General features: G+C 47.4%; 19 protein-coding genes. 16 read left to right on the forward strand and 3 right to left on the reverse strand.

The window, feature by feature from the left end; all coding sequences use genetic code 11:
• Positions 1-5: 5 nt before the first annotated feature.
• From C0033_RS21145 to C0033_RS21155, 3 genes are read left to right on the forward strand one after another with little or no spacing between them, the layout of a single operon-like run.
• Positions 6-788 (forward strand): glycosyltransferase, encoded by a 783-nt coding sequence (locus tag C0033_RS21145; protein ID WP_103229901.1) that lies wholly within the window; start codon positions 6-8, stop codon positions 786-788.
• A 22-nt stretch (positions 789-810) separates the two neighbouring features.
• Entirely contained in the window at positions 811-2,958 is a 2,148-nt protein-coding gene (locus tag C0033_RS21150) for a hypothetical protein (RefSeq protein ID WP_103229902.1), read from the forward strand.
• 52 nt (positions 2,959-3,010) lie between these two features.
• Positions 3,011-4,831 (forward strand): hypothetical protein, encoded by a 1,821-nt coding sequence (locus C0033_RS21155; protein ID WP_103229963.1) that lies wholly within the window; start codon positions 3,011-3,013, stop codon positions 4,829-4,831.
• 134 nt (positions 4,832-4,965) lie between these two features.
• On the opposite strand, the gene C0033_RS21160 is transcribed toward C0033_RS21155, so the two are convergent.
• Both C0033_RS21160 and C0033_RS21165 read right to left on the reverse strand, forming a co-directional pair.
• Entirely contained in the window at positions 4,966-6,468 is a 1,503-nt protein-coding gene (locus C0033_RS21160) for an FGGY-family carbohydrate kinase (protein WP_103229903.1), read from the reverse strand.
• Positions 6,469-6,576: 108 nt separating this feature from the next.
• On the reverse strand, positions 6,577-7,350 hold the full coding sequence (locus C0033_RS21165) for a DeoR/GlpR family DNA-binding transcription regulator (protein WP_103229904.1): 774 nt from the start codon (positions 7,348-7,350) through the stop codon (positions 6,577-6,579).
• A gap of 330 nt (positions 7,351-7,680) precedes the next feature.
• Between C0033_RS21165 and C0033_RS21170 the strand changes: the two genes are divergently transcribed.
• Genes C0033_RS21170 through C0033_RS21190 form a run of 5 tightly spaced genes read left to right on the forward strand, consistent with a single transcriptional unit; the run spans position 7,681 to position 12,351 of the window.
• Complete coding sequence (locus C0033_RS21170; protein WP_103229905.1) at positions 7,681-8,661, forward strand: sugar phosphate isomerase/epimerase; 981 nt, start codon at positions 7,681-7,683, stop codon at positions 8,659-8,661.
• A gap of 12 nt (positions 8,662-8,673) precedes the next feature.
• On the forward strand, positions 8,674-9,741 hold the full coding sequence (locus C0033_RS21175; protein WP_103229906.1) for an alcohol dehydrogenase catalytic domain-containing protein: 1,068 nt from the start codon (positions 8,674-8,676) through the stop codon (positions 9,739-9,741).
• 45 nt (positions 9,742-9,786) lie between these two features.
• Positions 9,787-11,031 carry a 2,4-dienoyl-CoA reductase gene (locus C0033_RS21180; protein WP_103229907.1) on the forward strand — a complete coding sequence of 415 codons (1,245 nt, stop codon included), beginning with the start codon at positions 9,787-9,789 and terminating at the stop codon, positions 11,029-11,031.
• A 48-nt stretch (positions 11,032-11,079) separates the two neighbouring features.
• Positions 11,080-11,802: a deoxyribose-phosphate aldolase gene (gene deoC, locus C0033_RS21185; RefSeq protein ID WP_207656886.1), complete on the forward strand. Its 723-nt coding sequence runs from the start codon at positions 11,080-11,082 to the stop codon at positions 11,800-11,802.
• Positions 11,803-11,814: 12 nt separating this feature from the next.
• A complete protein-coding gene (locus C0033_RS21190) occupies positions 11,815-12,351 on the forward strand; it encodes a DUF1097 domain-containing protein (protein ID WP_103229908.1) in 537 nt (178 codons plus the stop codon).
• Between the two features lie 106 nt (positions 12,352-12,457).
• On the opposite strand, the gene C0033_RS21195 is transcribed toward C0033_RS21190, so the two are convergent.
• Complete coding sequence (locus C0033_RS21195) at positions 12,458-13,588, reverse strand: ROK family transcriptional regulator (protein WP_103229909.1); 1,131 nt, start codon at positions 13,586-13,588, stop codon at positions 12,458-12,460.
• A gap of 449 nt (positions 13,589-14,037) precedes the next feature.
• Here C0033_RS21195 and C0033_RS21200 point away from each other — a divergent pair, with 449 nt between their 5' ends.
• The 8 genes from C0033_RS21200 to C0033_RS21230 all read left to right on the forward strand — a co-directional run bounded on the left by C0033_RS21200 (position 14,038) and on the right by C0033_RS21230 (position 24,137).
• Complete coding sequence (locus tag C0033_RS21200; RefSeq protein WP_103229910.1) at positions 14,038-15,063, forward strand: zinc-dependent alcohol dehydrogenase family protein; 1,026 nt, start codon at positions 14,038-14,040, stop codon at positions 15,061-15,063.
• Between the two features lie 360 nt (positions 15,064-15,423).
• A complete protein-coding gene (locus C0033_RS21205) occupies positions 15,424-16,473 on the forward strand; it encodes a winged helix-turn-helix domain-containing protein (RefSeq protein WP_103229911.1) in 1,050 nt (349 codons plus the stop codon).
• A gap of 101 nt (positions 16,474-16,574) precedes the next feature.
• On the forward strand, positions 16,575-17,885 hold the full coding sequence (locus C0033_RS21210; protein ID WP_103229912.1) for a C4-dicarboxylate ABC transporter: 1,311 nt from the start codon (positions 16,575-16,577) through the stop codon (positions 17,883-17,885).
• A 99-nt stretch (positions 17,886-17,984) separates the two neighbouring features.
• Positions 17,985-20,132 (forward strand): hydantoinase/oxoprolinase family protein, encoded by a 2,148-nt coding sequence (locus C0033_RS21215; protein WP_103229913.1) that lies wholly within the window; start codon positions 17,985-17,987, stop codon positions 20,130-20,132.
• Between the two features lie 16 nt (positions 20,133-20,148).
• Positions 20,149-20,754 (forward strand): hypothetical protein, encoded by a 606-nt coding sequence (locus tag C0033_RS21220; RefSeq protein ID WP_103229914.1) that lies wholly within the window; start codon positions 20,149-20,151, stop codon positions 20,752-20,754.
• Position 20,755: 1 nt separating this feature from the next.
• Positions 20,756-22,126 carry an FAD-dependent oxidoreductase gene (locus C0033_RS21225; RefSeq protein ID WP_103229915.1) on the forward strand — a complete coding sequence of 457 codons (1,371 nt, stop codon included), beginning with the start codon at positions 20,756-20,758 and terminating at the stop codon, positions 22,124-22,126.
• Positions 22,127-22,290: 164 nt separating this feature from the next.
• Positions 22,291-22,413: a hypothetical protein gene (locus C0033_RS27685; protein ID WP_278320769.1), complete on the forward strand. Its 123-nt coding sequence runs from the start codon at positions 22,291-22,293 to the stop codon at positions 22,411-22,413.
• A 314-nt stretch (positions 22,414-22,727) separates the two neighbouring features.
• Complete coding sequence (locus tag C0033_RS21230) at positions 22,728-24,137, forward strand: hypothetical protein (protein WP_103229916.1); 1,410 nt, start codon at positions 22,728-22,730, stop codon at positions 24,135-24,137.
• Position 24,138 lies beyond the last annotated feature (1 nt).

Genomic DNA, 24,138 nt, shown 5'->3' on the forward strand with positions numbered 1-24,138 from the left:
GTTAAATGAAACAACATACATTTGCAATTTGTGCCTATAAGGAGTCACCATATCTGGAAGCCTGTATCCGTTCCCTGAAATCGCAGACCGTGGGAAGCAGTATCCTATTATGCACTTCCACGCCCTGCAGCTTTATCGAAAAGCTGGCGGAAAAGTATCAGATTCCGCTGTATGTAAGAGACGGGGACAGCGATATTCAGACAGACTGGAATTATGCTTATCAGATGGCGGACACCAAATATGTGACCATAGCCCATCAGGACGATATGTACCGGAAAGATTATGCACTGACAGCTATAAATACTATGGAAAAATATAAAGACTGCACCATGTTTACCACGGACTGCGCCATCATAAAAAATGACGTGCTACAAAAGCCGGACGGAGTGGCTCTTGTGAAAAAGCTTCTCCGCATGCCACTCAGGATTCCGGCCCTCAATCACCTGTCATGGGTGAAAAAAAGCGCATTGATATTCGGCAACCCGATCATCTGTCCGTCCTGTACGTACAACAAAGAACTGATTGGAGAGCCGCTTTTCGATTCTCCTTATAAATTCGCGCTGGACTGGGATACCACGTTAAAGCTGGCCGAACGGCCCGGCCGGTTTCTTTTAATAGAAAAGCCGCTGATGTTTTATCGGATTCATGAAGGCGCCACGACGAAGGCGTGCATATTGGATAACAGAAGATCCAGGGAAGAGGTGGAGATGTTCGCTAAGTTCTGGCCTTCCTGGGTGGTAAAGGTAATCGCCCATTTTTACAGACGGGCTTACCAAGCCTATGATTAACGATTAATATAAGGAATATTTTATGGAAAAGAGAGAAAAGGCCGCGGCATCAGGGATGGCGGCAGTCACCGCCGTCACCCTGGCCACAGGCGTTTATTATATGTTTTTAAAAGGCGGCATGGGACAGCGGCTGATGGAAAAAGAGACCTTGTATCTGATGGGAGAGATTCTGGCCGTCTTTTTATGGAACCTGTTCTGGATAAAGAGAGGGAAAAATGGCGTTCTGAACACGGTCATGACAGCCGCCGGAATCTGCATCTTTACCTGGTGCCACAGAATCTTTCTTCCACTGGTTGTTTCGGGTCTGTACGCCGGTTATCTGGTGCTTCTCGGCAGTCTGGTTTCACGGATTCTCTTGGGAAAAGGGAAAGAACCGGCTCAGTGGTTCGAGTGCTTTTTATGGGGAAGCGGTGCCTGGATTCTGGCCGTATGCCTGATCTCGGCGACAGGGCATGGCGGAATTCCTCTCTGGAGAGGGCTTGCGGCGGTTACTGCGGCTCCATTGTATCTGTATGAGGGAATCCGGTTTATAAGGCGGAAAAAAAAGCCTGACCTTACTGTTTCAAATGATTGGTTTACGGCTGCGGCCCTGGCTCTCATCCTGGCTATGGCGCTGCTGCAGGCGGGCCGGATGAACATCGCCGTGGATTACGATTCCATCCATTATGGGCTCCGCTCGCCTTATATTCTGGACAACGGAAAAGGTATTTATGAAAATCTGGGCAATATCAATCTGGTATATACGTATTCCAAGGGATTGGAAGTTTTGGTTCTGCCTTTGGCCGGAACCGCTACTTATGGCTATGTCCTGTCCTTTAACCTGTGGGTGAGCGCAGGAATACTGATTTTAGTCCGCCGGATTGCCGGAGCCTGCACCTCGAAAAAAGGGGCGCTGGCCGCAACTGCGGCAGTATCCTGCATTCCCGGGATTATGAATATGGGAATTACCGCTAAGACGGACAGCATTACCTTGTTTTTCCAGCTGATGTTTATCTGCCTGATGCTTGACTACAGGAAAGAGGGAACGGATAAGACCAGATATTTTGTGGCGGGAAGCTGCGCCTGTCTGATGAGCTATCTGATGAAGCCAACCTCCCTTGTTTTTACGACTGCTATCTATGGAATGACCCTTCTGTATCTGCTGTTTGGCAGGCGGTTCCATGTTACGGTAAAGCACAGGATCTGGCTGTGCGCCGCAGTCTGTATCGCGGCCTGGATTGGAATTTGGGCCAGAACCTTTCTGCTTACCGGATATCCGGTGACTTCCGTATTTACATCCGTATGGGACGCGCTGGGATTTCGGATCAAATACCCCTTTTCCTTTCAGGGGATTCCGGACGCCGGAGGAGAACTCACTCTGGCTGAAAATGCCATGCACTTATGGGACCGTCTGTGGAAGATGATGGCCGCTCCTGTGGGAGAAGACATGGCCCATGTGGTGATCGCATGGGGAGGCCCGGTGATTCCGGTGCTTTTAGCCGCGTTGATTTTGTTCAGGAAAAAACTGAGGGACGGATATCAGTATCTGATGATTTTATATCTGCCGTTGGCATTTATCTCATTAATCAGCGTTCAGATGTTGTGGCAGGTGGATGGAAACTATTTTATGCTGTTTTACAGCCTGACGGTTATTCTGGCGGTATCGGCTGTTTTTGGCAGTTCGGATCAGGCGAAACGGGCGGCGTCCCGGATATTTGCCCCGGCACTTTTGGCAGCCGTGCTGGTGACCTCCATTACCAACTGGTCGGGGACTCTGGGATTAACGCCTGTCAGCGTCCGGCATCACGGATATTATAATCATCTGGAAGAGAATCGGAACCGAATGGCGGAAAAGGGAAATGAGGCCATCTGGAATCTTCTCGCATCCGATCCCAGAAATCGGGTGATCGCCATGGGAGAACATTTAGAAGTGGTGACATTTCCATGCAATGTGCAGAGCTATTATGACGTTACGGGCAGCGGGGGAAATGTTTATCTGGTGAAAAAACTGGATTATTTTAAAGAATTTCTCCGCTATGCCAAGACCGATTATCTGTATGTGCAGGCAGATGACGAGACGGACGGCCCCAGGGCCAGTGAGATCGTCCGCTACATGCTGGAGGACGGAAGCTTGTATGATGTGAAATACGAATACGGCAATATGATTGCCCGTATTGATCACGAAAAATAGAACGGTATATACGGATTCAAATGCCATTTACACGGCAGATTGTGAGGAAAAAATGGAGATTAAATATACACAGGCGCAGAGAGAGCAGTGGAAGAATGACATCATTGCGTTTTGCTTATTGACTGGATTTGCCTTTTTTATCAACAGGGGGATTACGATCAAGGGATTGTATATGGACGATTTGTATCTGTGGTCCTGTTACGGGGAACAGTCATTTTTTCAATATGTATTCCCCATAGGAAGCACCAGGTTCCGGTTTATCTATTATCTGGCGGCATACTTGGAGCTGGGGGTGATCGGCAATCACATTGATCTGCTGGTGCCGGTCAACATCGTGTTAAACGGTCTGCTGGCGGGAACCATCTATCTGATGGGCAAGAAGATGAGCCGTTTGGGCCCGGTGGGATTTTTCTGCGGAATCATGTTTTTGCTTTCCAGAATGTCCTATTACCAGATCGGCCAGGTGTACGGCCTGATGGAAACAATGGCCCTTTGGGCGGCGATCGGGATTCTCTACTGCCTTTACCTCTATCTGAACGAGGACCGGGGATTTATGGGGGCCGTGGCCCTTTACTTTACCGTGTGCTTTATCCATGAGCGGTACATGGTGCTTCTGCCTTTGTTCTTCATCGTATTGCTGTTTAAGAAGAAAAAGGATATTAAGCTTTGGAGCTGCCCGGTTATCGCGTTTTTGGCTGTACAGCTGATCCGTCTGGTCACCATTGGAACGGTATCTCCTGCGGGAACGGGCGGAACTGACGTAGCGGATACATTTTCTATGGGAAGCGTGATTAAATACGCGCTGAGCCAGGTGGCATATGTGTTTGGAATTAACGCCGGGCCGGAACATTTAAACGGACTGTCCTGGATGGATTCTCCGCGTTATATCAGGGTGATGGTTCTGTCCGCGGATGTGCTTCTTTTGCTGGTGGTGATCTGCTTTTTGTTTGAAATAATCAGGAACAAGGAAAAGCGCGGGACGTATCTTGCCAATTCCCTGCTCTTTATCTTGTTTATCGGCGGCTGCATCGCTTCTTCCAGCGTGACAATCCGGGTGGAGATGCGCTGGGTTTACGTGTCATATGCAGGGGCGCTTTTATTCCTGTGCTACATGTTCGGCAGCATGAGCGCCTGGTACGATAAGACGTTTACTTACCGACGCCAGCTGATCTGCGGTGCCCTTCTTCTGGGATATATGATATTAATGTTCCCGGTAGAATTGTTTTACCGCTCCCAATACCATAATATCTATCTGTGGCCGAATCAGATGAGGTACAATTCCCTGGCTGAGGAAACCTATGAAAAGTATGGGGACGATATCTTCGGCAAGACCATATACATCATCGGTGACAGTTATGAGATGAGCCGGTTTACGGCTGACACGTTCTTTAAGGTATTTGATAAGGAACGGAAAGCGGAGGGCACCAATGTGGTCTTCATCGACAGCATCCGGGACATCGGCCAGATCACGGATCATATGCTGGTTCTGAGAGAGGAGCCGGAATTTAACGCGTTCCAGGATATCACAGAATATGTGCGGAACCAGAAATGTGAAGTGGAATACGGATATTACAGAGACGGCTGGATGGATGAAGAAGCCAGCATCCGGGTGATGGCAGGAGCCAGCGGGGTGATTAAGCTGGAGTTTATGTATCCCGGCAATTTAAGCGGCCGTGACGAATCGGTTATCTACATGAACGGAAAGCCGGCTAAAACCGTGAAAATGGAGGAAAATGTGGTGAAGGTGGAACTGGAGACAGACCCTTACCGAGTTGTGCACTTAAAATTCGAGAATAACTTCTATATGCAGAATGCGCAGGAACAGAGAGGGGTTAAGCGGCTGGCTGTAATTGTAAATATTACGGCGGACTGATAATCCGGGGGAAGAAACGGATTCCGTAAAAAGACTGCAAAAGCAAGCGAAAACGCCAAAAAGAGGAAAAAGTCCTTTTTTTGGCGTTTATTTATCTTGTTCATTTCTTTCGAGCGTATCGTTCCACTATATAATCACATGTTTTCCAGCATGGCCAAAGCCTTTGTCCACTGCCGGTAAACCGGAAGCAGCCGGTTATAAACCTCAACATGTTCCGGGTTGGGAACAGAGATATTCTGGGTTATATGGATTTCCTCTATCTTATCATATCCCTTCCACATTCCGCAGGCGTTGGCGGACAAAGCTGCGGCGCCCAAGGAAGCGGCATTCTGATCCACATTGGTTTTCAGAATGGGCATATTGTAAATATCTGCAAAAATCTGGCGCCAGACCGCACTTTTACTGCCGCCTCCGCAGATCAGCATTTCTCCGTCAATGGAAACCTGTTCCAGAAGAATATCCAGTGTGTAGCGCAATGACATGGCAATGCCTTCCATGGAAGCGCGTACCAGGTCTTCCCTGGTATTGCTGAGGGTAAGCCCCATAAATCCGCCACGTAATAATGGACTTGGTTCCTGGGCGCTTCCGCCTGCTAAAGCAGGATTAAACAGGACGCCGTGACTGCCTGCCGGTACGGACTCTGCCATTCGGTTCATGGCATCATAAGTATCCGTATCTTCCGCAAAATCCCGGCACAGCTGATCCCTGACCCAACGGAATGAATTTCCGGCTGAGAAAATAGATACGGCGGAAGTGTAGTAACCCTTAACGGCATGGGCGAAGACGAATGGCCTGGAAACGCTGTCGATTACCGGTTTTTTTGATGTGACCGCAATCCAGCTGGAAGAACCTAAAGAGGTGTAAGCCACGCCTTCTTTCAAACCTCTGGCGCCCAATGCCATACAGGTATTGTCCACCGCTCCGCAGGCGACCGGAGTTCCTTCTTTTAATCCGCATTTTAAAGACGCCTCTTTAGTTACATATCCGATTACTGCATCGCTTGGGCGGATGTCGGGAAAGATCTCCCGGTCAATTCCTGCGCAGTCAAAAAACTGTTGTTCATAATCCCATTTATTCAAATTGAAGACTCCAAAGCCTGAAGCATAGGAAGGATCGGTGCAGAGAGTTCCGGTCATCATGTAATTGATAAAATCTTTAGACCCCAGGATTTTATCAATTTTCTGATAGATATCAGGTTCATGTTCCTTCATCCACATCAGTTTTGTGATGGTATAGCATTCGGCAGGATCGCCATTGCCGGTGGTTGAGTACCAGGACTGATAATCAAGGGATTCAAACAGCCTGGCTGCCTGCTGCTTTGCCCTCATATCACACCAGATAGGAACCTGCTCTTTTAACAGGGAACCGTCTTTCCCGATTGGAACCGCCACCAGGCTGTGCCCGGACAGAGCTGCACAGGCAATCTCATCCGGTGAGGAGTCGGACTGATCTAAAAGCTGTCTTGTGGCGGCGCAGACATGGTTCCACCAGTCCATAGGCCGCTGTTCCACGTAATGTTCCCTCGGAAAATAAGTGGGATATTGGATAAATACTTCGGCTAAAGATGTTCCGTTTTCTGAAAAAAGGGAAGCCTTGATTCCGCCTGTCCCTAAATCGTATGCAATTAACTTATTCATAATGATCTCCTAATCTGTATAATATCTGGTCTGTCAGATAAAATTTATATAATTAAAAACGAAAAACGGAAACATCCTTATGAAATGTCTGAAACAGCGCTTTTTGCCTTAAAGCGTATAGATATTTATCCCATGTTCTTCATAAAAACGCACGTATTCGGAAGAAGGCATTTTATCCGTTACAATGGAAGGGGTAAAGGTCAGATCTTCTAACCGGATAAAAGAACGCCTGTCGAATTTTTTGCTGTCAATGCACATGATGGGTTCTTTACAGCAGGCGCATACGGTTCTGATAATATCCAGAATATATATGTCCGTCAGCGTATAGCCGGCTTCTAAACTGACAGCGTCAACCGAAAAGAAGGCTTTACTCAGATAGATCTGTTCTAAATCCTGTGTAATATTATCCGGAACGGTGTACATCCCTTCGTTTTGGACACGGCCGCCTAAAAACATAAGGCGGATGGATGGATTGGAAGAGAACATGTTGATGACGTAAAAATTATTGGTCATAATGTTTAGATTACTGCGTTTTGAAAGCGCCTTTGCAAGATAGTAACAAGTGGTGCCGGGGCCGAGAAATACCCATTCCCGTTCCCCGACAAGCTGGGCTGCAGCCTGTGCAAGCTGTTCCTTTTCCTTATCGTAAGGGATTTTGATATCATTTGATATATTATAAAGCTGATTGGAAGCCTCTTCCGGTGTATTTAAAGCGGCTCCGCCATGGTACCTTGTTACAAACCCTTTTTTCTCCAATAGTTCTAAATCGGTGCGGATGGTAGCCTCCGTTACATTCAGCATTAAACTTAAAGTGGATACATCGATTCTTTTTTGTTCTGTGATAATTTCTTTTATTTTTTGTATTCGTTCTGCTTTATACATAACATCCCCCTGTATGTTTTTTGTGTTTCATTTATTTGTATTTATTTTGCTTCGAAAATATTAGCTGCTCATGAGTTTTAAAAAGATATGCTTATTTTACCATATAAATAAGAAGATATCAACTAAAAAACAAAAAATAAAAGGAAAAACAAAAATAAACGAAAATAAAAATAAATAAATAAAAGAAAAAGAGTGACAAACGAAAAAAAGTGTGCTATAATTAAAAAAACGAAAAAGAAACATTCTGATTTTTAAAAACTGGATTGCCGCCAGTTTAACGCACGAAGCACCAGAAACAAAAAAGATACTTAAAAAATGGAGGGATTTTAGATGAAAATAGGTTTTTGCGTAGTGAATTATTCTGAGAAACCGGTTGAAGAAGTGGTAGAGCTGGCTGCCAGCCACGGATACGACTGCGTGGAACTGCCGTCTTATGTGGGGAATGGACAGGTAGATGTGGAAGATATTTTAAAAAACCACAAGGCAAAAGATCTGAGGAGGATGGTCGAAAGCTATGGGATGACCATATCATCTTTGAGCAACCATGCCGATTCCTTTCTGGTTATGGGGCCCTACAGCGATTTGACGGTTTCGGGCTGCAAAGGAACAAAAGAAGAAAAAATCAAATTTGGTACCGAAAGCATGATTCGTTCCGCACAGCTGGCGGCGGAATTGGAGGTTCCGGCAGTCGTGGCATTTTCGGGAATGGAGAATTACGGAAGAATCAACGATTGGCCTGAGCCGAATGGATGGAAGTATGAAGAAGAGCAGTTCGCTGAAAAATGGGGACGAATCTTTGATAAATATAAGGAATACGGAGTTAAGGTAGCGTTTGAACCCCATCCGAATAATATCGTTTACGATATCCAGTCCACCCTCCGCCTGTTGGAGGTAACAGGACATCATGAAAGCTTTGCAATCAATTTGGATCCGGCCAACATCCTGTTTTCCGGTGTGAATGTACAGACCTTTGTGGATGAGCTGAAAGGAAGGATTGTTCTTGTCCATGCCAAGGATTGTGAGCTGGTTGAGCATAATATGGCAAAAGGCGGTTTGAATATGTATATGCAGGACGGCTGGGGCAGGTTAGACCGCTCGTTCCGGTTCCGGATTCCGGGCTGGGGAGATGTAGAGTGGAAACGCTTAATCAGTGAATTATTCTTAACCGGATACAATGGGGTGTTCAATTACGAGCATGAAGATGTGATTATGAGCCGTGGAGACGGTATTAAAAAGACCATTGAATTTTTACGGCCGCTGATGATCGATGCGCCTTATGAAGGCCGCTCGGATGCATTATTTACAAAGTAAAGGAGAGAGATTATGAAGACAATGAGGGCGCAGGTTCTTACAGAACCATATCACTACGAATTAAAAGAGGTAGCTGTTCCCGAGATAAGCGATGACGAAGTGCTGATTAAAATCAAATACTGCGGGATTTGCGGTTCGGACTGGGGATCATACACGGGAAAATATGCGGATGAAGTCGCCTGCCTGCCGTTAATAACAGGACATGAGTTCTTTGGAACCATTGAAAAGGCAGGGGCGAATTCAAAGGGGCTGAAGCCTGGAGACAGAGTCGCATGCGATATCTGTAAACCATGCGGCACCTGTTATCACTGCAGAATCGGAGAACCGCTATTGTGCTCTGATTTTAAACAGATCGGAATTCATCTGGACGGAGGCTTTGCGGAATATGTAAAAGTGCCGTGGATGAATGTATACCTGGTTCCCGACGAGGTATCCGATGAAAAGGCAGCATTTGTGGAGCCGCTTACCGCCTGCTTGAACGCTTCTCACAAGATGGACTGCTCTATCGGACGAAGCGTTGTGGTAATTGGGGCAGGTCTTGGAATTATTCATGCCTGTATGGCCAAACTCAGGGGAGCAGCACCGGTCATTGTGATCGACGGTAATGAGGACCGTCTCCGCATGGCAAAAGAGATGGTAGCCGACTATGTGATTAATTTTAAGGAAACGCCGGATGTGGTGGATGAAGTGAAAAAACTGACCGGAGGAGTAGGAGCCGATTTCGTGCTGGAGGCAGTTGGAAATTCAAAAACCTATGAACAGGCATTCCAGATGGTACGAAAAGGCGGAAAAGTGGAGGCCTTTGGTATTTGTTCTGATGACGACTATGCGAAACTTCCCCCTGTCCAGTTTGTGCTGGAAGAGAAGAAGGTCAGTGGCAGCTGTGCGGGAATTGGATATGACTGGGGAGATGCCCTTACGCTGCTTAAATATAACAGAATTGACCCTACGCCGCTCATTTCCATGATTGTTCCCCTGGAGGAGTTGGAAACCGCGGTAAATGAGATTCGGAAAAATCCCAAACTGGTAAAGGTCTTAGTAAGCCCTGAGATAAAGGAACGGGTAATTTTATATAAGTAATATTGGGAGAAAATTTTATTTTACATAGAAAAGGAGAATGGATAGATGGGATATAAAGAAACGCTGCTGCAGCCTATTAAAATTGGAACGAGAGAGTGCAAAAACCGTTTTTTTGCGCAGCCGATGGAGTGCGTGGATTCAGATGCTGAGGGAAATCCAACAGATCTTACGTATGAGCGCTATGAAAAACTTTATAAAGGGCAGTTTGGACTGGTGGATTTAGAAGCGATCACGGTGACCAATGAAAGCCGTGCCAGAAAGACACAGTTGGAGATTATGCCGCGTAATGAAAAGGCTTTGGCTAATTTTATCAAAAAGTTAAAAGAAGTCAGTCCGGATACCCTGATCGTGTTCCAGCTGACCCATTCCGGAGAAATCAGCGTGCCGGAATTTTCAAGGCGGGTAACCGTTAAGCCGGTTTACGGCTTAGGCGGGGATTTGTTATCGGAGGAAGAAGTTGATCATATCATGGATCAGTTTGCCCTTGCGGCCAAAATCTGTCAGAATGTGGGAGCCGACGGTGTGGATATGAAGCTCTGCCACGGCTATCTGGGATCACAGATTATCCGTCCGTATAATGACAGAGACTGGAAATACGGAGGTTCCTGGGAGCGGCGTTCTGCATTTGCTTATGATCTGATGGAGCGAATACAAAAGGCCGTAAATTACGACAAGAATTTTCTCATTGGTTCAAAGATGTCTATGTGGGAAGGATTCCCGGGCGGATGCGGGTCTGCGGGTCCTGATTCACCGCTTATGGACATGACTGAACCGATTGATCTGATTAAAGGATTGGAAGAGCGGGGAGCCAGCTATTTTATAGAATCGCTTGGAAACGTGCACAGCAGCATGAGTTTTATGGAAGCCGGAACGAATGATCCGTATTTCTCCTATTTACATATTTATTTTGCAGATTTGATGAAAAAGGCGCTGAAACCAGAGACTGTTGTGATCGGCTCCCATTTTTCCTCCTTCCGCGGCGGCAAGAATAAATTATTATCCATCGAGCCTGAAAAATCTTCCATGTTCGCAATGGGAGCCAGATGTATTGAAGATGGAATTATGGATATGGTGGGACTTGGACGCCAGTCATTTGCCGATCCGCTCACTCCCCTTAAATTAATCGAGGGACGGGAAGAGGAGATCAAGTATTGTACCCAGTGTATGAACTGTGAAGAGCTGATGATCCGCCAGCAGCCGGTTGGATGCGTTGCATTTAACAAGCCGTATACTCAAAGATTTGTGGAAATCCGCAAACAGATGGGAAAATTAACAGAGTTACACACCTGATAAAAATCCGGGTGAAACAATATTATTTTAGAAAAGGAAGGTAAAGCAATGAAAGAGTACAGAAAAGAAGTTTTAAATGTGAAAGACATCGCATACATGATGGATCCCAGCGTGCTGAAGCTGGATACCACACTTGAGGATGTGGAGGAGATGGTAGAAGCTTGTAAGAAATATGATTTCGGTTCCTGTTTCTGCTGGCCATGTTACTATCCTCAGCTTGCAGAGATGTTAAAAGGAACCAACACTGCATTTGGAACATCTTTAGCATTTCCATCCGGACAGGAATCCACAGAAACCAAGGTGTATCTGGCCCACGAATTTATGAAATTAAATCCGGTGGAAAATGATATGGTAATTAACGTAGGCTGGTTAAAATCAGGAAGATATGATTTGGTGCTTAACGATATTAAGGCAGTTCGCGAAGCGACGAAGGGAACATCTTTAAAGGTTATCATCGAAGCCATGGTATTGACTGATGAAGAGATCGTAAAAGCCTGTGAACTCTGTATCGAAGGAGGAGCGGATTATGTTAAGACAGGCACCGGATTTTCACAGACGCCCACTACGCTTCATCACGTGGAACTGATTCACAAAACAGTGGGAGACAGAGCAAAATTAAAGGTAGCAGGCGGGGTAAGAGATCTGGATACACTTTTGAAAATGTATAAAAGAGGCGCATGCAGATTCGGAATCGGTATGAAGTCTGCCGTTAAGATTATTGAGGAAGCGATTGCCATTGGACATGATATTGATATTTCAACCGTTGAATAAGGAGGGGAAGGTATGAATTTCAAAAGGTTTTTTGTTCTTCAGATAGCGATTGGGGCGCTGGCCGGTCTGGTTATGCTGATAACGAATCTCATGCAGGTTTCAGGGTTTATAACGACTGAGGCGGGACTTACATTTGTAACATTTATCTCTTGGTCCTGTTACTTTTTCTCGGGAAGCACGCCAAAAGATGCGTTTATTTCCTGGTGCAGTTTTATTGTGGGTATTGTCTGCGCGATCATCATATTCGTGTGTAATACAATCTTATCCGGCTTTGGAATTAACAGCGTTTATGTAGGACTTCCTTTGGCTGTTGTGGTAGGCGTTATCCTGATGGATTACGGTGAAAAACTTCCGTTTGGAAACCGGGTTTCCGCAATCTATCTGGGAGCCGCAACTTACTTCGGAATGATGGGGATTCCAAGCGTGGCTTCACAGGGATATTTTATGGTTGGAGTTGCAGAACTGGTCTATGCGGCCCTGGGCTTGGCAGCCGGTTATCTGACAATTGTAATTATGGATAAATTTGCGGTAAATTCGGAAACCGCGTGATTTTTTCACGGATGAATGCAAAAGAGAAGGAGCCGGAGAAGGCGGACCGATCATATATCATCGGCCCGGACTTCCCGGCTCCTTTTTAATTTAACTGAGTTTTAACTCATACCTGACTGAGCCACCGTTCCACAAAAAACAGCGCGCTTCCGATGGCCGGCGCCAGCGGGCCATGCTGTCCTGGCAGCAGGATATGCTCTGGGATCGGAAACGGTGAAAGTTCCGCCACAAGCGTTTCCAGCCGGTCAAAATCATCCTGCGTCATATAACTGGCGAGAAGTCCGCTGACAATGACTTCCGAGTCCAGGAGTATCAACAGGTTGCGGAGCGCATAGGCCAGCTTTTCCAGATATTCATTCCAGATTTGACAACTTTTTACATCTCCCCGGCGCACGTTTCGGAAAAATTGATCCAGGGAAGAACCTGCCGCCTTTTTCAGGCTGTCTGCGCTGCAATAAGTTTCCAAACATCCTTTTTTACCGCAGTAGCAGTCGGGGCCGTCGGGATCGATGCACATATGCTCAATCAGTCCGCCGTGCATGCTCAGACCGTCGAAAATCTGCCGGTTCAGGATCAGCGCGCCGCCCATATTCTGATTGAGCAGAAGGACAATTGCGTTAACCAGGTTTTTCCGGCCCCATAACTCTGCACGGGCCGCGGCTTTGGAATCGTGAAACAGCAGGCTTTTACAGGGAATATGGCGGGACAGATCCGACAGTTTCAGCCCCGTGTGGTTTAAAATCTGTCCATAGCTGACCGCGGTGCCGTCTGCCGTGATAATACCTTGAATGGCGATGCCGGCTCCCAACAGCCGTTTCGGATCCAGGTCATTTTCCCGGATAAGGTCTTCTGCCAGAGTTCCCAGACTGCGGTAATAGCCATCGTCCGCTGAGAATGGGAGTTCCCGGCTTATTTTTGCGGTCACTTCCCCATACAGATCCACCGCGGTGAGATGAACTCTGTCTTTTAAGATATCAATTCCCAGGGTAATCTGGGCGTCTCTAACAATCTCAATGGTCTGCGCCTTGCGGCCTCCGGTGGATTCATAGTAGCCGGACCGGCAGATTAAGCCTTCTTCTTCCAGCATCTTTAGATTCTGCGTAACGGTGGAAAGGCTCAGATGCAGGGCTTCCACAATCGCTTGTTTGGAGGTGGTTTTCTGTTCGTAGATAAATGTATAGATATTATGTCTGTTGATTTTTCTGACCTCCATGGTGGTCATACCGGTTGCTGCCATAAACTACCCCTTCCATAAACTGCATATTATATAAAATATAAGGACTGCCTGATACAGCCAGGCTACCTTATGATTAAGTCTTCGTAATTGTTCAGTACCCTCACAATTACGAGCAAAAATCCATGCGAAATCGCCTGCGGCGATGGGATTTTTGCCTGCTCTTTCAAGTTTTATTACGGTCAGCGCAGTAAATGCGCAGACCTGCTGAACAGTTACAAGTCTTCTATTAAAAAGTCTATCATCACCTATTTAAAATGGCAATGAGAATTCGCTTTTATATCAGAACCATTGTAATAGTTCGGTCTTCCTGTGTCAAAAGAGATAGTAAGGTTTCAACAAAATACAAGCTTTATATTTAGTAATTCTGTCCATTGTTTTTTGGAATGGAATTCTTTATTATAGACTTATGAGTAATAGTTACATAAAAGTGTTGAGCGAAAGGATACGACATGAAGAGTGCGGTATTTTATGGTAAACATGATTTGAGGATTGAGGAAAGTCCTGTGCCCGAAGTTGGGGAAATGGATGTTCTGATTGAGGTAAAGGCCTGCGGCGTGTGCGGCACGGATGTTCATATCTACGAAGGGGATAAGGGCGCGGCTGATGTGACTCCTCCAACGATTCTGGGACACGAATTTTCCGGCGTGGTTGCAGCGGTGGGGAGCAAGGTCACCAAGTTTAAAGCGGGCGACCGTGTATGCATTGACCCCAATTGTTACTGCGGTTCCTGTGATTTCTGCAGAGATGGCATCGCCCATTACTGTACGGACATGATCGGCTACGGTACCACGGTAAACGGCGGATTCGCCCAGTTTTGCAGCGTCAATGAACGCCAGGTCTATCTTTTGGGAGACAATACCAGCTTTGAACAGGGGGCCATGGCGGAACCGGCAGCCTGCTGTCTGCATGGAATTGATATGTGCGGGATCAAGCCGGGAAGCAGTGTGGCGGTGATCGGAGGCGGGATGATCGGCCTTTTGATGCTGCAGCTGGCCAGACTGGCGGGAGCGGCCAGAATCGCCCTGATTGAACCGGTGGAGAATAAACGGGATGTAGCCCTGCAATTGGGCGCAGACCTGGTGATTGATCCCATTCATGAAGATGTGGAAAAGAAGCTGAAGGAAAACGGCATGACCTGGCTGAACGCTGTGATCGAATGCGTGGGCCGTCCGGAGACCATCAGCCAGGCGATTTCCATCGTGGGAAATACCGGAGTTGTGATGATGTTCGGTTTAACCAAGCCGGATGAGACGGTTTCCATCAAGCCGTTTGAGATCTTTCAGAAGGAAATTGTGCTGAAGGCGTCCTATATCAATCCCTACACCCAGAAACGGGCTTTGGAACTGATCGATTCCGGCCGGCTGGATGTGAGCAGCATGATCTGCCAGGTCTGCGGTCTGGACAGTCTGGAAGATATCTTGAGCGACCCGTCGGTGAGAGCAAAGGGGAAATATATCATTGCGCCTGACAGGTAGAAAGATTTTTGATTCATGACAGACGGTTCGGCATGGATTTTTGCCGGTAGCTGCCGGGTAATGAACATTTACGAACAGATTAGATTTAGGGGGTAAATAGCCGGATGGATTTTAGACAATTACTGAAATCATTTAAAGTCCATCCGGAAACTGGTAAATGTATTTAGGAAGGAAAAGATATTTTTGTAATTGACACAGTACATAACCGTTTGTAGACTTTATTTGAATATAAAAATAAGTTATCCTGTGAAACAGGGGGAAGCAGCAGGAGATTTTTTGGCAGGGGCGTTACTATCTTGAAAATTGCAGAAATAGAGGGTATACTTATTTCGAAATAAAAAAATAGTGGGTGACGATTTGATGACTAAAAAATCTTTAAAAGACGTAAAAGTGAATAACACGGCTCAGGTGCTGGAATATATTATGAAAAATGAGCAGATCTCCAGAATCGAGATTGCAGAAAAGAGCGGTCTGTCCCCCAGCACAGTGAGCCAGGCAGTGTCTCTGTTAGTGGAACAGGGGCTTGTAGAGGAACTGTGCGCAGGTGAGTCCACCGGCGGAAGAAAGCCGATTCTGCTGCGGGTAAGGCCGGATTTTGGATGCATTGTGACTGTGGAGATTAGAAGAAACGGAGTGGAAGCCCAGATCTTTGATATGACGGGGAATCTTTTGTCCGTTCATGAACTGTCAAAACGGAAGCTGTCCGGCAACGGGCTTTTGGATGCGGTGACGGGCTTTGTGAAGTCGGTAAAGAGGGGAGAGGTGCAGGCTCCGGATCATGTGATCGGAATCGGCCTCCTCTGTCAGGATGATATTCCGGAATACGATCTGATGACGGAATTTACCACATCCATTTCCAGCGATGTGATCCGTTTGGAGACGGCGCTGACGTCCAGCTGCGGCGTTCCGGTGAAAAAGGAACTGATTAACCGCTATCATTTGGATTACTATCTAAAAACTGTGGATGCCAAATGCACTGATTACGCCTATATCAATATAGGGGAACGGGTCACGGCCAGTTTTGTATTAAACAAGACCCTTGTTCACAGCACCGGCGATTCCGTGTTCGATATCAGTTCCGCAGTTTTAAGCGGTAATTATGCAGGAGACGAGAGGCAGACAGCAGCGGGAGCCGCATTTGCCGAGAAGGCCGCCAGGAAATTTACAGCGGAAAAGTTGGCGGAGCAGCTGACACAAGTATTAAAAAGCGCGCTTTTATTTTTCCCGATCAACGATGTTTTTATCGGGGGACAGATAGAAGGGCTGGATCATATTGTTGAAATGGTTTCAAAGGAATTTTCTTTCCATCCGGTGATACGTAAGGCCGGAGAGCCGGGCGGATCGGTAAATTCCGCATTCGCCCGCCAGATATTAGCGGAGAATTACAGGTTGCTTGTGAATTACAGGTAAAGGCCGGGTTCTCCGCTGGAAGAGATACTAAAAATGGCTGATAGAACTGCGCAGGTGTGAGCCGTTTTTATTATAAAAATTTCAAAAAGGAGAACAAGTTTATGGTACAAGGTATCCTGATTCTTTTGTTTATGCTGGTTATTATGGGGCTTATGGTAACTCGCAAGATGCCGACGGTTCTGGCATTATTCGTATTGGTGGTAGGTATTTGCCTGATTGGCGGCGTGCCCGCAGTGGCGACGGATGCGGACGGCAATGCCGTAGGATTTTTGCAGGGAGTTATGCAGAACGGCGCAATGAAGCTGGGAGACGCCATCATGGTTGCGATTTTTGCCGGATGGCTGGGAATGGTTATGGAAAAGACGCGTATCAGCGAAGCGATGATAAAAAAGGGCGCTGAACTGGGCGGGGACAAAACCCTGGTTGTGACTCTGGTGCTTTTCATCGTTGCATCGCTGCTCTTTACAACCGTTAACGGACTTGGAACGGTGATCATGGTCGGTACGATTGTAATTCCCATTCTGGTATCCGTGGGGGCGGATAAGTTTACGGCTACGGCAGCCATGCTGTTTGCATATTGTGTGGGAAATAATGTGAATCTTGCCAATGTGAACTCCATTGCTGCGGTGATCGGCGCTGAATTTGACGATGTATTTAAGATACTTTTGATCTGTGCTATCGGAGCATTTATTTCCGGTGTGATCTTCTTCTGCTGGCGTTACCGCAAGGTGGGAAGAAAATATGCATTTTCTGCCATGGTAGGAGAAGAGGAAGATAATATTTATCAGATAAAAGGGGTAACGGGAGGTCTGGCTATGCTGACTCCGATCATTCCGCTGGTGCTGGTGATCGGTTTTAAATTCCCGTTAATCGCATCATTTTTGATCTCAATTGTGTGGGCCTGCCTGTTTACAAGCGTGAGGGCGGGATGGAAACGCACGATGAACATGCTGACGAAGGCATTATTCGACGGATTTTCGGCTACAGCGCCTTCCGCAACTCTTATGATCGGCATAGGAATGCTTTTATTAGCGATCAATCAGCCTACGGTAAAAGAATCGCTGGCTCCGATTATGCTGGCAGTTACACCTGGAACGACTATTGGATTTATGGTTTTCTTCATCGTTCTGGCTCCGCTGTGCTTATACCGCGGCCCGTTGAATCTCTGGGGATTGGGCGCAGGAATTGCTGCTCTCATGGTTGGCCTGGACGTATTGCCGCTTAATGTGGTGATGGGAGGTTTCTGTGCCGTTTCCGCCATGCAGCTGCTTTGCTGTCCGACCAATACTCATAATGTATGGGTGACCAGTTATACGGGAGAAGAGGTGACTTCTGTCACAAAACGGCTGCTTCCATGGATTTGGCCGGTTGTTATTATCGGTGTAATTGCTACTGTTGTTTTATATATGTAGTTTTTTCGATATTCGAATAAACTGCCGCCTTTGAATGCCGGAGATGTTGGACGGATGTACAGGGCTTAATAAATTTTATGCAGAGAGGATTTTTCAGCTATGAAAGTGAGAATAGGTATTGATGTAGGAGGGACTTTCACAGATGCGGCGCTGATCAATAACGATACCTTCGAACTGATCAGCACGGCCAAGGTTCCCACCAGCCATAACGCCAAGGCCGGTGTGGCGGAAGGCATCGTGCAGGTGCTGAAAGCGATTATGGAACAGAACCGGGTGAAGCCGGAGGACGTGGTGTTCATCTCCCACGGAACGACTCAGGCCACCAACGCCCTGTTGGAAGGCGACGTGGTAAAGGTAGGAATTGTGACATTGGGCAAAGGAATTGAAGGCGCCAAATCCAAAAGTGATACAAACATGGGCGCCATTCCCCTGACCGCGTCCAAATATCTGCATTCTGAAAATGAGTATGTGGAAAGCGATACGGCTCATTTTGCAGAGGATGTGGCGGCCGCTGTTGCAAAGCTGAAAGGAAAAGGATGCCTTGCCATCGTGGCCTCGGAAGCGTTCAGCGTAGACCATCCGGAAAATGAAGGAAAGGTATTGGAAGCGTGCGAAAAAGCGCAAATTGCGTCAACCGCAACCAATGAAATCTCCAAATTATACGGATTGAAAGTGAGAACCCGCACTGCGGTGGTCAATGCCAGCATCATGCCGAAAATGCTGGATGCGGCCAATATGACGGAGAGCAGCATTAAAAATGCAGGGATTAAGACTCCGCTGATGGTCATGCGGTGCGACGGCGGCGTCATGACCGTGGATGAGGTACGGAAAAGGCCGATTCTCACCATCCTTTCCGGCCCTGCCGCAGGCGTGGCAGGCGCGCTCATGTATGAGAAACTGACCAACGGGATATTCCTGGAAGTGGGAGGAACCAGCACCGACATTTCCTGTGTTAAAGACGGCAAGGTCATGGTTAAATATGCGGAAGTCGGCGGCCACAAAACGTATCTCACTTCTTTGGACGTGAGAACCGTGGGCATCGGCGGCGGCAGCATGATACAGATTGACAATGGAAAGATGAAGGACGTGGGCCCACGAAGCGTGCATATCGCCGGAATGGATTATGAAGTGTACACTGACAGCGAAGAGATTGTAAATCCGGTTCTCTGCGCAGTGAAACCCAGGGAATCCGACCCCGATTATGCCTGCGTCCAATGTGAAAATGGTAAGCGGTACGCCCTTTCCTTGGCCGGTGCGGCCAATCTGGCGGGCTGCGTGTCAGAGGACGATTATGCCCGCGGCAATCTGGAAGCGGCAAAAAAGGCCTGGAAACCGCTGGCTGACAACATGGGACTTTCCGTGGAAGACGCGGCGAAAGAAGCGCTCCGGCTGTCGGCGTTAAAGAACAGCAAGGTAGTGGAAGCACTTCTTTCCGATTATAATATGGACCGGAGAACCACCATGCTGGTGGGCGGCGGAGGCGGAGCTTCGGCAGTCGTGCCTCATCTGGCCCAAAGCATGTCTTTAAAGCATAAAAATGCCAAAAATGCACCTGTAATATCTACCATAGGAGTGGCATTAGCCATGATCCGGGATATGGTGGAGCGCACCATCTCCAATCCGACGGAGCAGGATATTCTGGCTGTGCGCAGGGAAGCGGAAGAGCGTGCCATCAAATCAGGGGCGTCTCCGGAGACGGTGGAAGTGTCCGTGGAAGTGGATGCCACTCAGAACATGGTTCGCGCCATCGCAATCGGCACCACGGAAATGCGTTCCAAGGATCTGACCAACCGGAGGCTGGAGGAAGAGGAGATTCGCAAAAAGGTTGCCGAAAACATGGATGTGCCAAGCGACCGCATTTTCACCGCCGCATCCAATGGTTTGATGTATGCAATGCAGTACAAGATAGAAAAGAAGAAATTTTTCGGCATGTTCCGCGAAGTCACAAAACCAACCTCTGTCGTGGACGAAGAGGGCGTGATCCGGCTGCAGAAACGGGACGGAAAGATTCATACCTGCAACGGCGGCAATTGGGAAAGCGTGCTGATCCGTTCCATGGAAGAGATGACAGAATACAACGACGGAGGCAAGACTCTGCCCAATATCTACATGATCTTTGGAAAGCGGATCATCGATTTATCCGGTCTGGCCGACGAGGAACATGTGAAATCCTTAGCCGGAATTGAGCTGGCATCCGTAAGGGAAGACGACACGCTGATCATTCTCTGTTCGGCCCGGACGGACTAAGCGGCGTAAAGGCGAAATGAAACCGGAAATGAGAAAGGCGGACCGCACGATAGCAAAGGAGCTGGCAATGAAGGAATTTCCTTTTCCAAATAGAGAAAACAGCATGCAGGATTTACTTCAGGATTATGTGTTTCCTAAGATTGAAGCAAACAGGGTGAATGAGATATTCGACGACGCCTGGACTTTGGGAGAAATGCAGGGAGAGCTGTTCCTGAAAGAGCATAAAGACGACAATCCCCTGGATATGCTGGACATTATGCAAAAGAGCGGCGTTACGGTGGTATACCGGGATATAGACTATGTTCTTGGAAAACGGAGATATTTCTGCGAATACCTGTCCGGAAAGAATCTTTTAAAGATCTACAGGGGATCGGTTGCGCTCTGGTGTGAAAACAACGGTTTTTCTTTTGAAGAGGGGTTAAACGTCATATTATGCCATGAATATTATCACTATCTGGAATGCCACAAAATCGGCATGACTTCCCGAAGATACCAGGTTCCCATAATAAAAATGGGGCCGGTGAAGATCGGAAAGACAGGCGTTCCATCGCTCAGCGAAATAGGAGCCAATGCGTTTGCAGGCGTGTGCTACAAATATCTGGTGAAAGAGGAAGGGAGTTAAAATGCAGTATACAAAACAGATTGATCGGGTAATTAAGACAGATGTGCTGGTCATAGGCGGCGGTTCGGCCGGATTTGGAGCGGCTGTGGCATCTGCCAGAAACGGAGCGGATACACTGCTCATCGAACGGGCTCAAATGCTTGGCGGAATGGCCACCGCAGGTTTGGTGGGGCCGTTTATGACCTGCTATGATGACCAGCCAACCGAGCAGATTGTCAAAGGCATTTTTGACGAGCTGTGCAGGAGAACCGAGGAACGGGGCGGCGCCATCCATCCGTCAAAGGTGGAAGGAATGACCACTTACAGCTCCTATTATGTCAGAAGCCACTGCCATGTGACCCCATTTTTATCTGAAATTCTGGAAATCGTAATGGAAGAGATGGTTGTGGAATCCGGAGCCAGGATTCTCTATAATGTTCAAATGTGCGATGTCCTGACCGAGAACTCAAAAATCACCGGCGTGGTGGTTTCCATGAAAGAAGGACTGGCTCTGATCACGGCAAAGACTTACATCGACTGTACCGGAGATGCGGACGCCGCATATTATGCGGGAGCCGAATGTGTGTCGGGAGATGAGACTGACGGAGTGATGCAGCCGGTTACCCTGTTTTTCGAGGTGGGAAACATTGACCGGGAGAAATTTGTAGGCGCTCTGGAAGAAAAAAAGGCCAAAGGAGAACTGGGCATTCCGGGCGAAAACTGCTGGTCCTGGTACATAAAAGAAGCCAGAAAAAATGGAGACTGGGATATTGAACGCAATGAAATCGGCAATTATGAGCAGCCTGTAAAAGGCCGCTGGAAGATCAATACAACAAGAATTGCCCACATCGATGCCACCAACACGGAACAGATCACCGACGCGGTGATGGAAGGCCGAAAACAGGTGCAGAAAGTGATGCATTTCTTACAGAAATACGTGCCAGGCTGTGAAGATATACAGCTTCTGCAGGTGGCGTCCACTCTGGGAGTCAGAGAGACCCGGCATGTCAAAGGGCGGTACAAACTGACCGCACAGGATATTATGGAACGGAAGCATTTTGATGATGCAGTCTGCACCTTCGCATATGCCATCGATATACACAATTCAGAAGGCGGAGGAGCTACCTTCCAGCAGGTAAACGGATACTATACCATTCCATTCCGGTGCCTTGTACCAACGGATGTGGATAATCTTCTGGTAGCCGGACGCTGCATCAGCGGAACGTCGGAAGCCGCCGCCAGCTACCGGGTAATTCCCTGCTGCATCGCCACCGGCCAGGCCGCAGGAACCGCCGCCGCCCTCGCCCTGAGGGCAGGAACTCTTCCGGGAGATGTGGACGTGTCCGCACTGCAAAATACGCTGAAGGAGCAGGGGGCTGTTATTAAAGATTGATTTTATTAGGCGGAGACGTCTGGAAGAAGGGGAAATGGAGAGAAACCATTTCCCTTTCTTATTATTAGCTAATAAATATAAAATCTTATTTCAGTTCTGCCCAACAATTCTATAATCCATAAATTAGTAAAATAAATAAGCATTTCCGTTCAGATTTAATTTTAATGAAACCAATTGTTTTTTCCTCAGCCAGCGAAAACCAGCAGAAAAGAGGACCGGGGGAAGCCGGGGAACAGGGCGGGAAGGGGAGCAATGGAACGGTACAGGTTCGTTTGCAGGAGTTGTAGCTTCACTTAGGTTCTGAAGTTTTGCGTTGCCCGTCTAAATAAAGCTGTCTGAGCGGCTTCATCGCGAGTTTTTATTTGGACGGGCGTTTTTAGCAAAAGTTCAGGACCTTAGTGAACCTTAACTCCGAAACCCGCAACCTGTACCGTTCCATTGCTCCTCTTCCCGCCCTGTTCCCCGGCTTCCCCCGGTCCTCTTTTCTGCGCCCCCTCTCCAAATCTTCCGAAAAACGCAATATTTGCTTAATGAATGCGATATTGAATAATTACCCATTATAAGGTATACTGTAAAAGAATTTTGTGAAAGTGAGGGAGCAATGAAGCAAACATATAGAAAAGCTCTGTACTTGGGCATACCGGCCGTGGGAGTTCTGTTTTGTTTATGGTATGTCAAAATTGCAACCTATGATATTGTATACACGGATTATATCCGCCTGGTTAACAGCTACCTTCCGGATGTATGGAATCCGGACAAGTTCTTCGTACCGGATATTCTGACCAGAATTCCGGTTAATTATTTGGCCAGAATTATCAATGTGACATTTTTCGGATACAGGACCACCTTTGACATGGGGCTGGGCGTTTTGGGGCTGGGGCTGGCGGCCGTGGTTTTCGCCTGCTACAGTTTAAGGCGCTCTGTTTCGACCGTATGGTTTCTGCTTTTGATGATCGTCATGTTCAGCCTGAACAAGTGGGAGATGCTGACTAATGGTTCCGGATGGGTGCATTTCCTGGCTTTGGGATGCTTCTATTACCACTATTCGGTGATTGACCGGGTGTGGAGCCAAGAGGAGAAAAAGGCGGACCGGAAATTGCTGCTGGTGCTTCCCTGGATCATAACATTGGGAGTTGCCGGGCCGTACTGCGCCATCTATTCGGTTATCCTTATACTGACATATCTATGCCTGTTTTTGCTGGAATGGAAGGGGCCGGAAAGGAAAAAGGATATCCGGTATTTCTGGTATTCCGCCAGCGCATTGATACCTCTTTTACTCTATATGTGGAGCAATTCCTATGCGGTGGAAGATCATGCGGACGCGGTCAATCTTTCGATTGGAGAAGCATTTGGAATGGACCCGGTATTTCCGGTCCGTTTTCTGATAAAGTCATGCGCATCCATGATATTTGGCGAGGAAGTTTTGAATAACTGGATCAGCCCGGAACCGCCCGGCTTGCCGGTGCTTCCGTCCTGGACGGTCTATGTATTGGGCATTGTAGTTATACTCTGCTACCTGTTTGCAATTTGGCTGAATTTCCGCTATAAGCTGTATGAAAAGACAATTCTTCCGTGTATGCTTTTGGCGGCCGGGGGAATGAACCATCTGCTGATTTTAGTATCCAGATGGATATTTATGAAGGATAATTACGGCATGAGTTCCCGCTATGCGCTTCAATATCAGGTGGGCATTCTGGGCATTCTATTGACAATCGCTCTTTTATGGAAGAAGATGAACGTCAGGGCCGTGAGAGCGGGAGCTGTTGTCTGCTGTATGATATTTCTTGTAGGAAATGGCTATACCACATATAAGGAGATGAAAAAAGCTCCATACCGGGAGGAATACGGGGCGCGAATCGCAGCTGCGGCGCTGCAGTTTGAGGAATTGAGCGATGATGAGCTGAGAGAAACCTTTGACTACAGAAGGAGCAGGGAAGACAGCGGACAGAAGGTGAGAAGTGCGCTGGAGATATTGAAAGAGCAAAACTGGAATGTGTTCAGAGGACGATAAA

It is taken from the genome of Clostridium sp. chh4-2 (assembly GCF_002899675.1).
Taxonomy (GTDB): domain Bacteria; phylum Bacillota; class Clostridia; order Lachnospirales; family Lachnospiraceae; genus CHH4-2.

Coding starts and splice junctions, on each gene's coding strand:
- C0033_RS21190 (WP_103229908.1), top strand. CDS start 11,815: ATGAATTTCAAAAGGTTTTTTGTTCTTCAGATAGCGATTGGGGCGCTG.
- C0033_RS21155 (WP_103229963.1), top strand. CDS start 3,011: ATGGAGATTAAATATACACAGGCGCAGAGAGAGCAGTGGAAGAATGAC.
- C0033_RS21205 (WP_103229911.1), top strand. CDS start 15,424: ATGACTAAAAAATCTTTAAAAGACGTAAAAGTGAATAACACGGCTCAG.
- C0033_RS21160 (WP_103229903.1), bottom strand. CDS start 6,468: ATGAATAAGTTAATTGCATACGATTTAGGGACAGGCGGAATCAAGGCT.
- C0033_RS27685 (WP_278320769.1), top strand. CDS start 22,291: ATGAAACCAATTGTTTTTTCCTCAGCCAGCGAAAACCAGCAGAAAAGA.
- C0033_RS21150 (WP_103229902.1), top strand. CDS start 811: ATGGAAAAGAGAGAAAAGGCCGCGGCATCAGGGATGGCGGCAGTCACC.
- C0033_RS21220 (WP_103229914.1), top strand. CDS start 20,149: ATGAAACCGGAAATGAGAAAGGCGGACCGCACGATAGCAAAGGAGCTG.
- deoC (WP_207656886.1), top strand. CDS start 11,080: ATGAAAGAGTACAGAAAAGAAGTTTTAAATGTGAAAGACATCGCATAC.
- C0033_RS21210 (WP_103229912.1), top strand. CDS start 16,575: ATGGTACAAGGTATCCTGATTCTTTTGTTTATGCTGGTTATTATGGGG.
- C0033_RS21180 (WP_103229907.1), top strand. CDS start 9,787: ATGGGATATAAAGAAACGCTGCTGCAGCCTATTAAAATTGGAACGAGA.
- C0033_RS21200 (WP_103229910.1), top strand. CDS start 14,038: ATGAAGAGTGCGGTATTTTATGGTAAACATGATTTGAGGATTGAGGAA.
- C0033_RS21225 (WP_103229915.1), top strand. CDS start 20,756: ATGCAGTATACAAAACAGATTGATCGGGTAATTAAGACAGATGTGCTG.
- C0033_RS21195 (WP_103229909.1), bottom strand. CDS start 13,588: ATGGCAGCAACCGGTATGACCACCATGGAGGTCAGAAAAATCAACAGA.
- C0033_RS21230 (WP_103229916.1), top strand. CDS start 22,728: ATGAAGCAAACATATAGAAAAGCTCTGTACTTGGGCATACCGGCCGTG.
- C0033_RS21175 (WP_103229906.1), top strand. CDS start 8,674: ATGAAGACAATGAGGGCGCAGGTTCTTACAGAACCATATCACTACGAA.
- C0033_RS21170 (WP_103229905.1), top strand. CDS start 7,681: ATGAAAATAGGTTTTTGCGTAGTGAATTATTCTGAGAAACCGGTTGAA.
- C0033_RS21215 (WP_103229913.1), top strand. CDS start 17,985: ATGAAAGTGAGAATAGGTATTGATGTAGGAGGGACTTTCACAGATGCG.
- C0033_RS21145 (WP_103229901.1), top strand. CDS start 6: ATGAAACAACATACATTTGCAATTTGTGCCTATAAGGAGTCACCATAT.
- C0033_RS21165 (WP_103229904.1), bottom strand. CDS start 7,350: ATGTATAAAGCAGAACGAATACAAAAAATAAAAGAAATTATCACAGAA.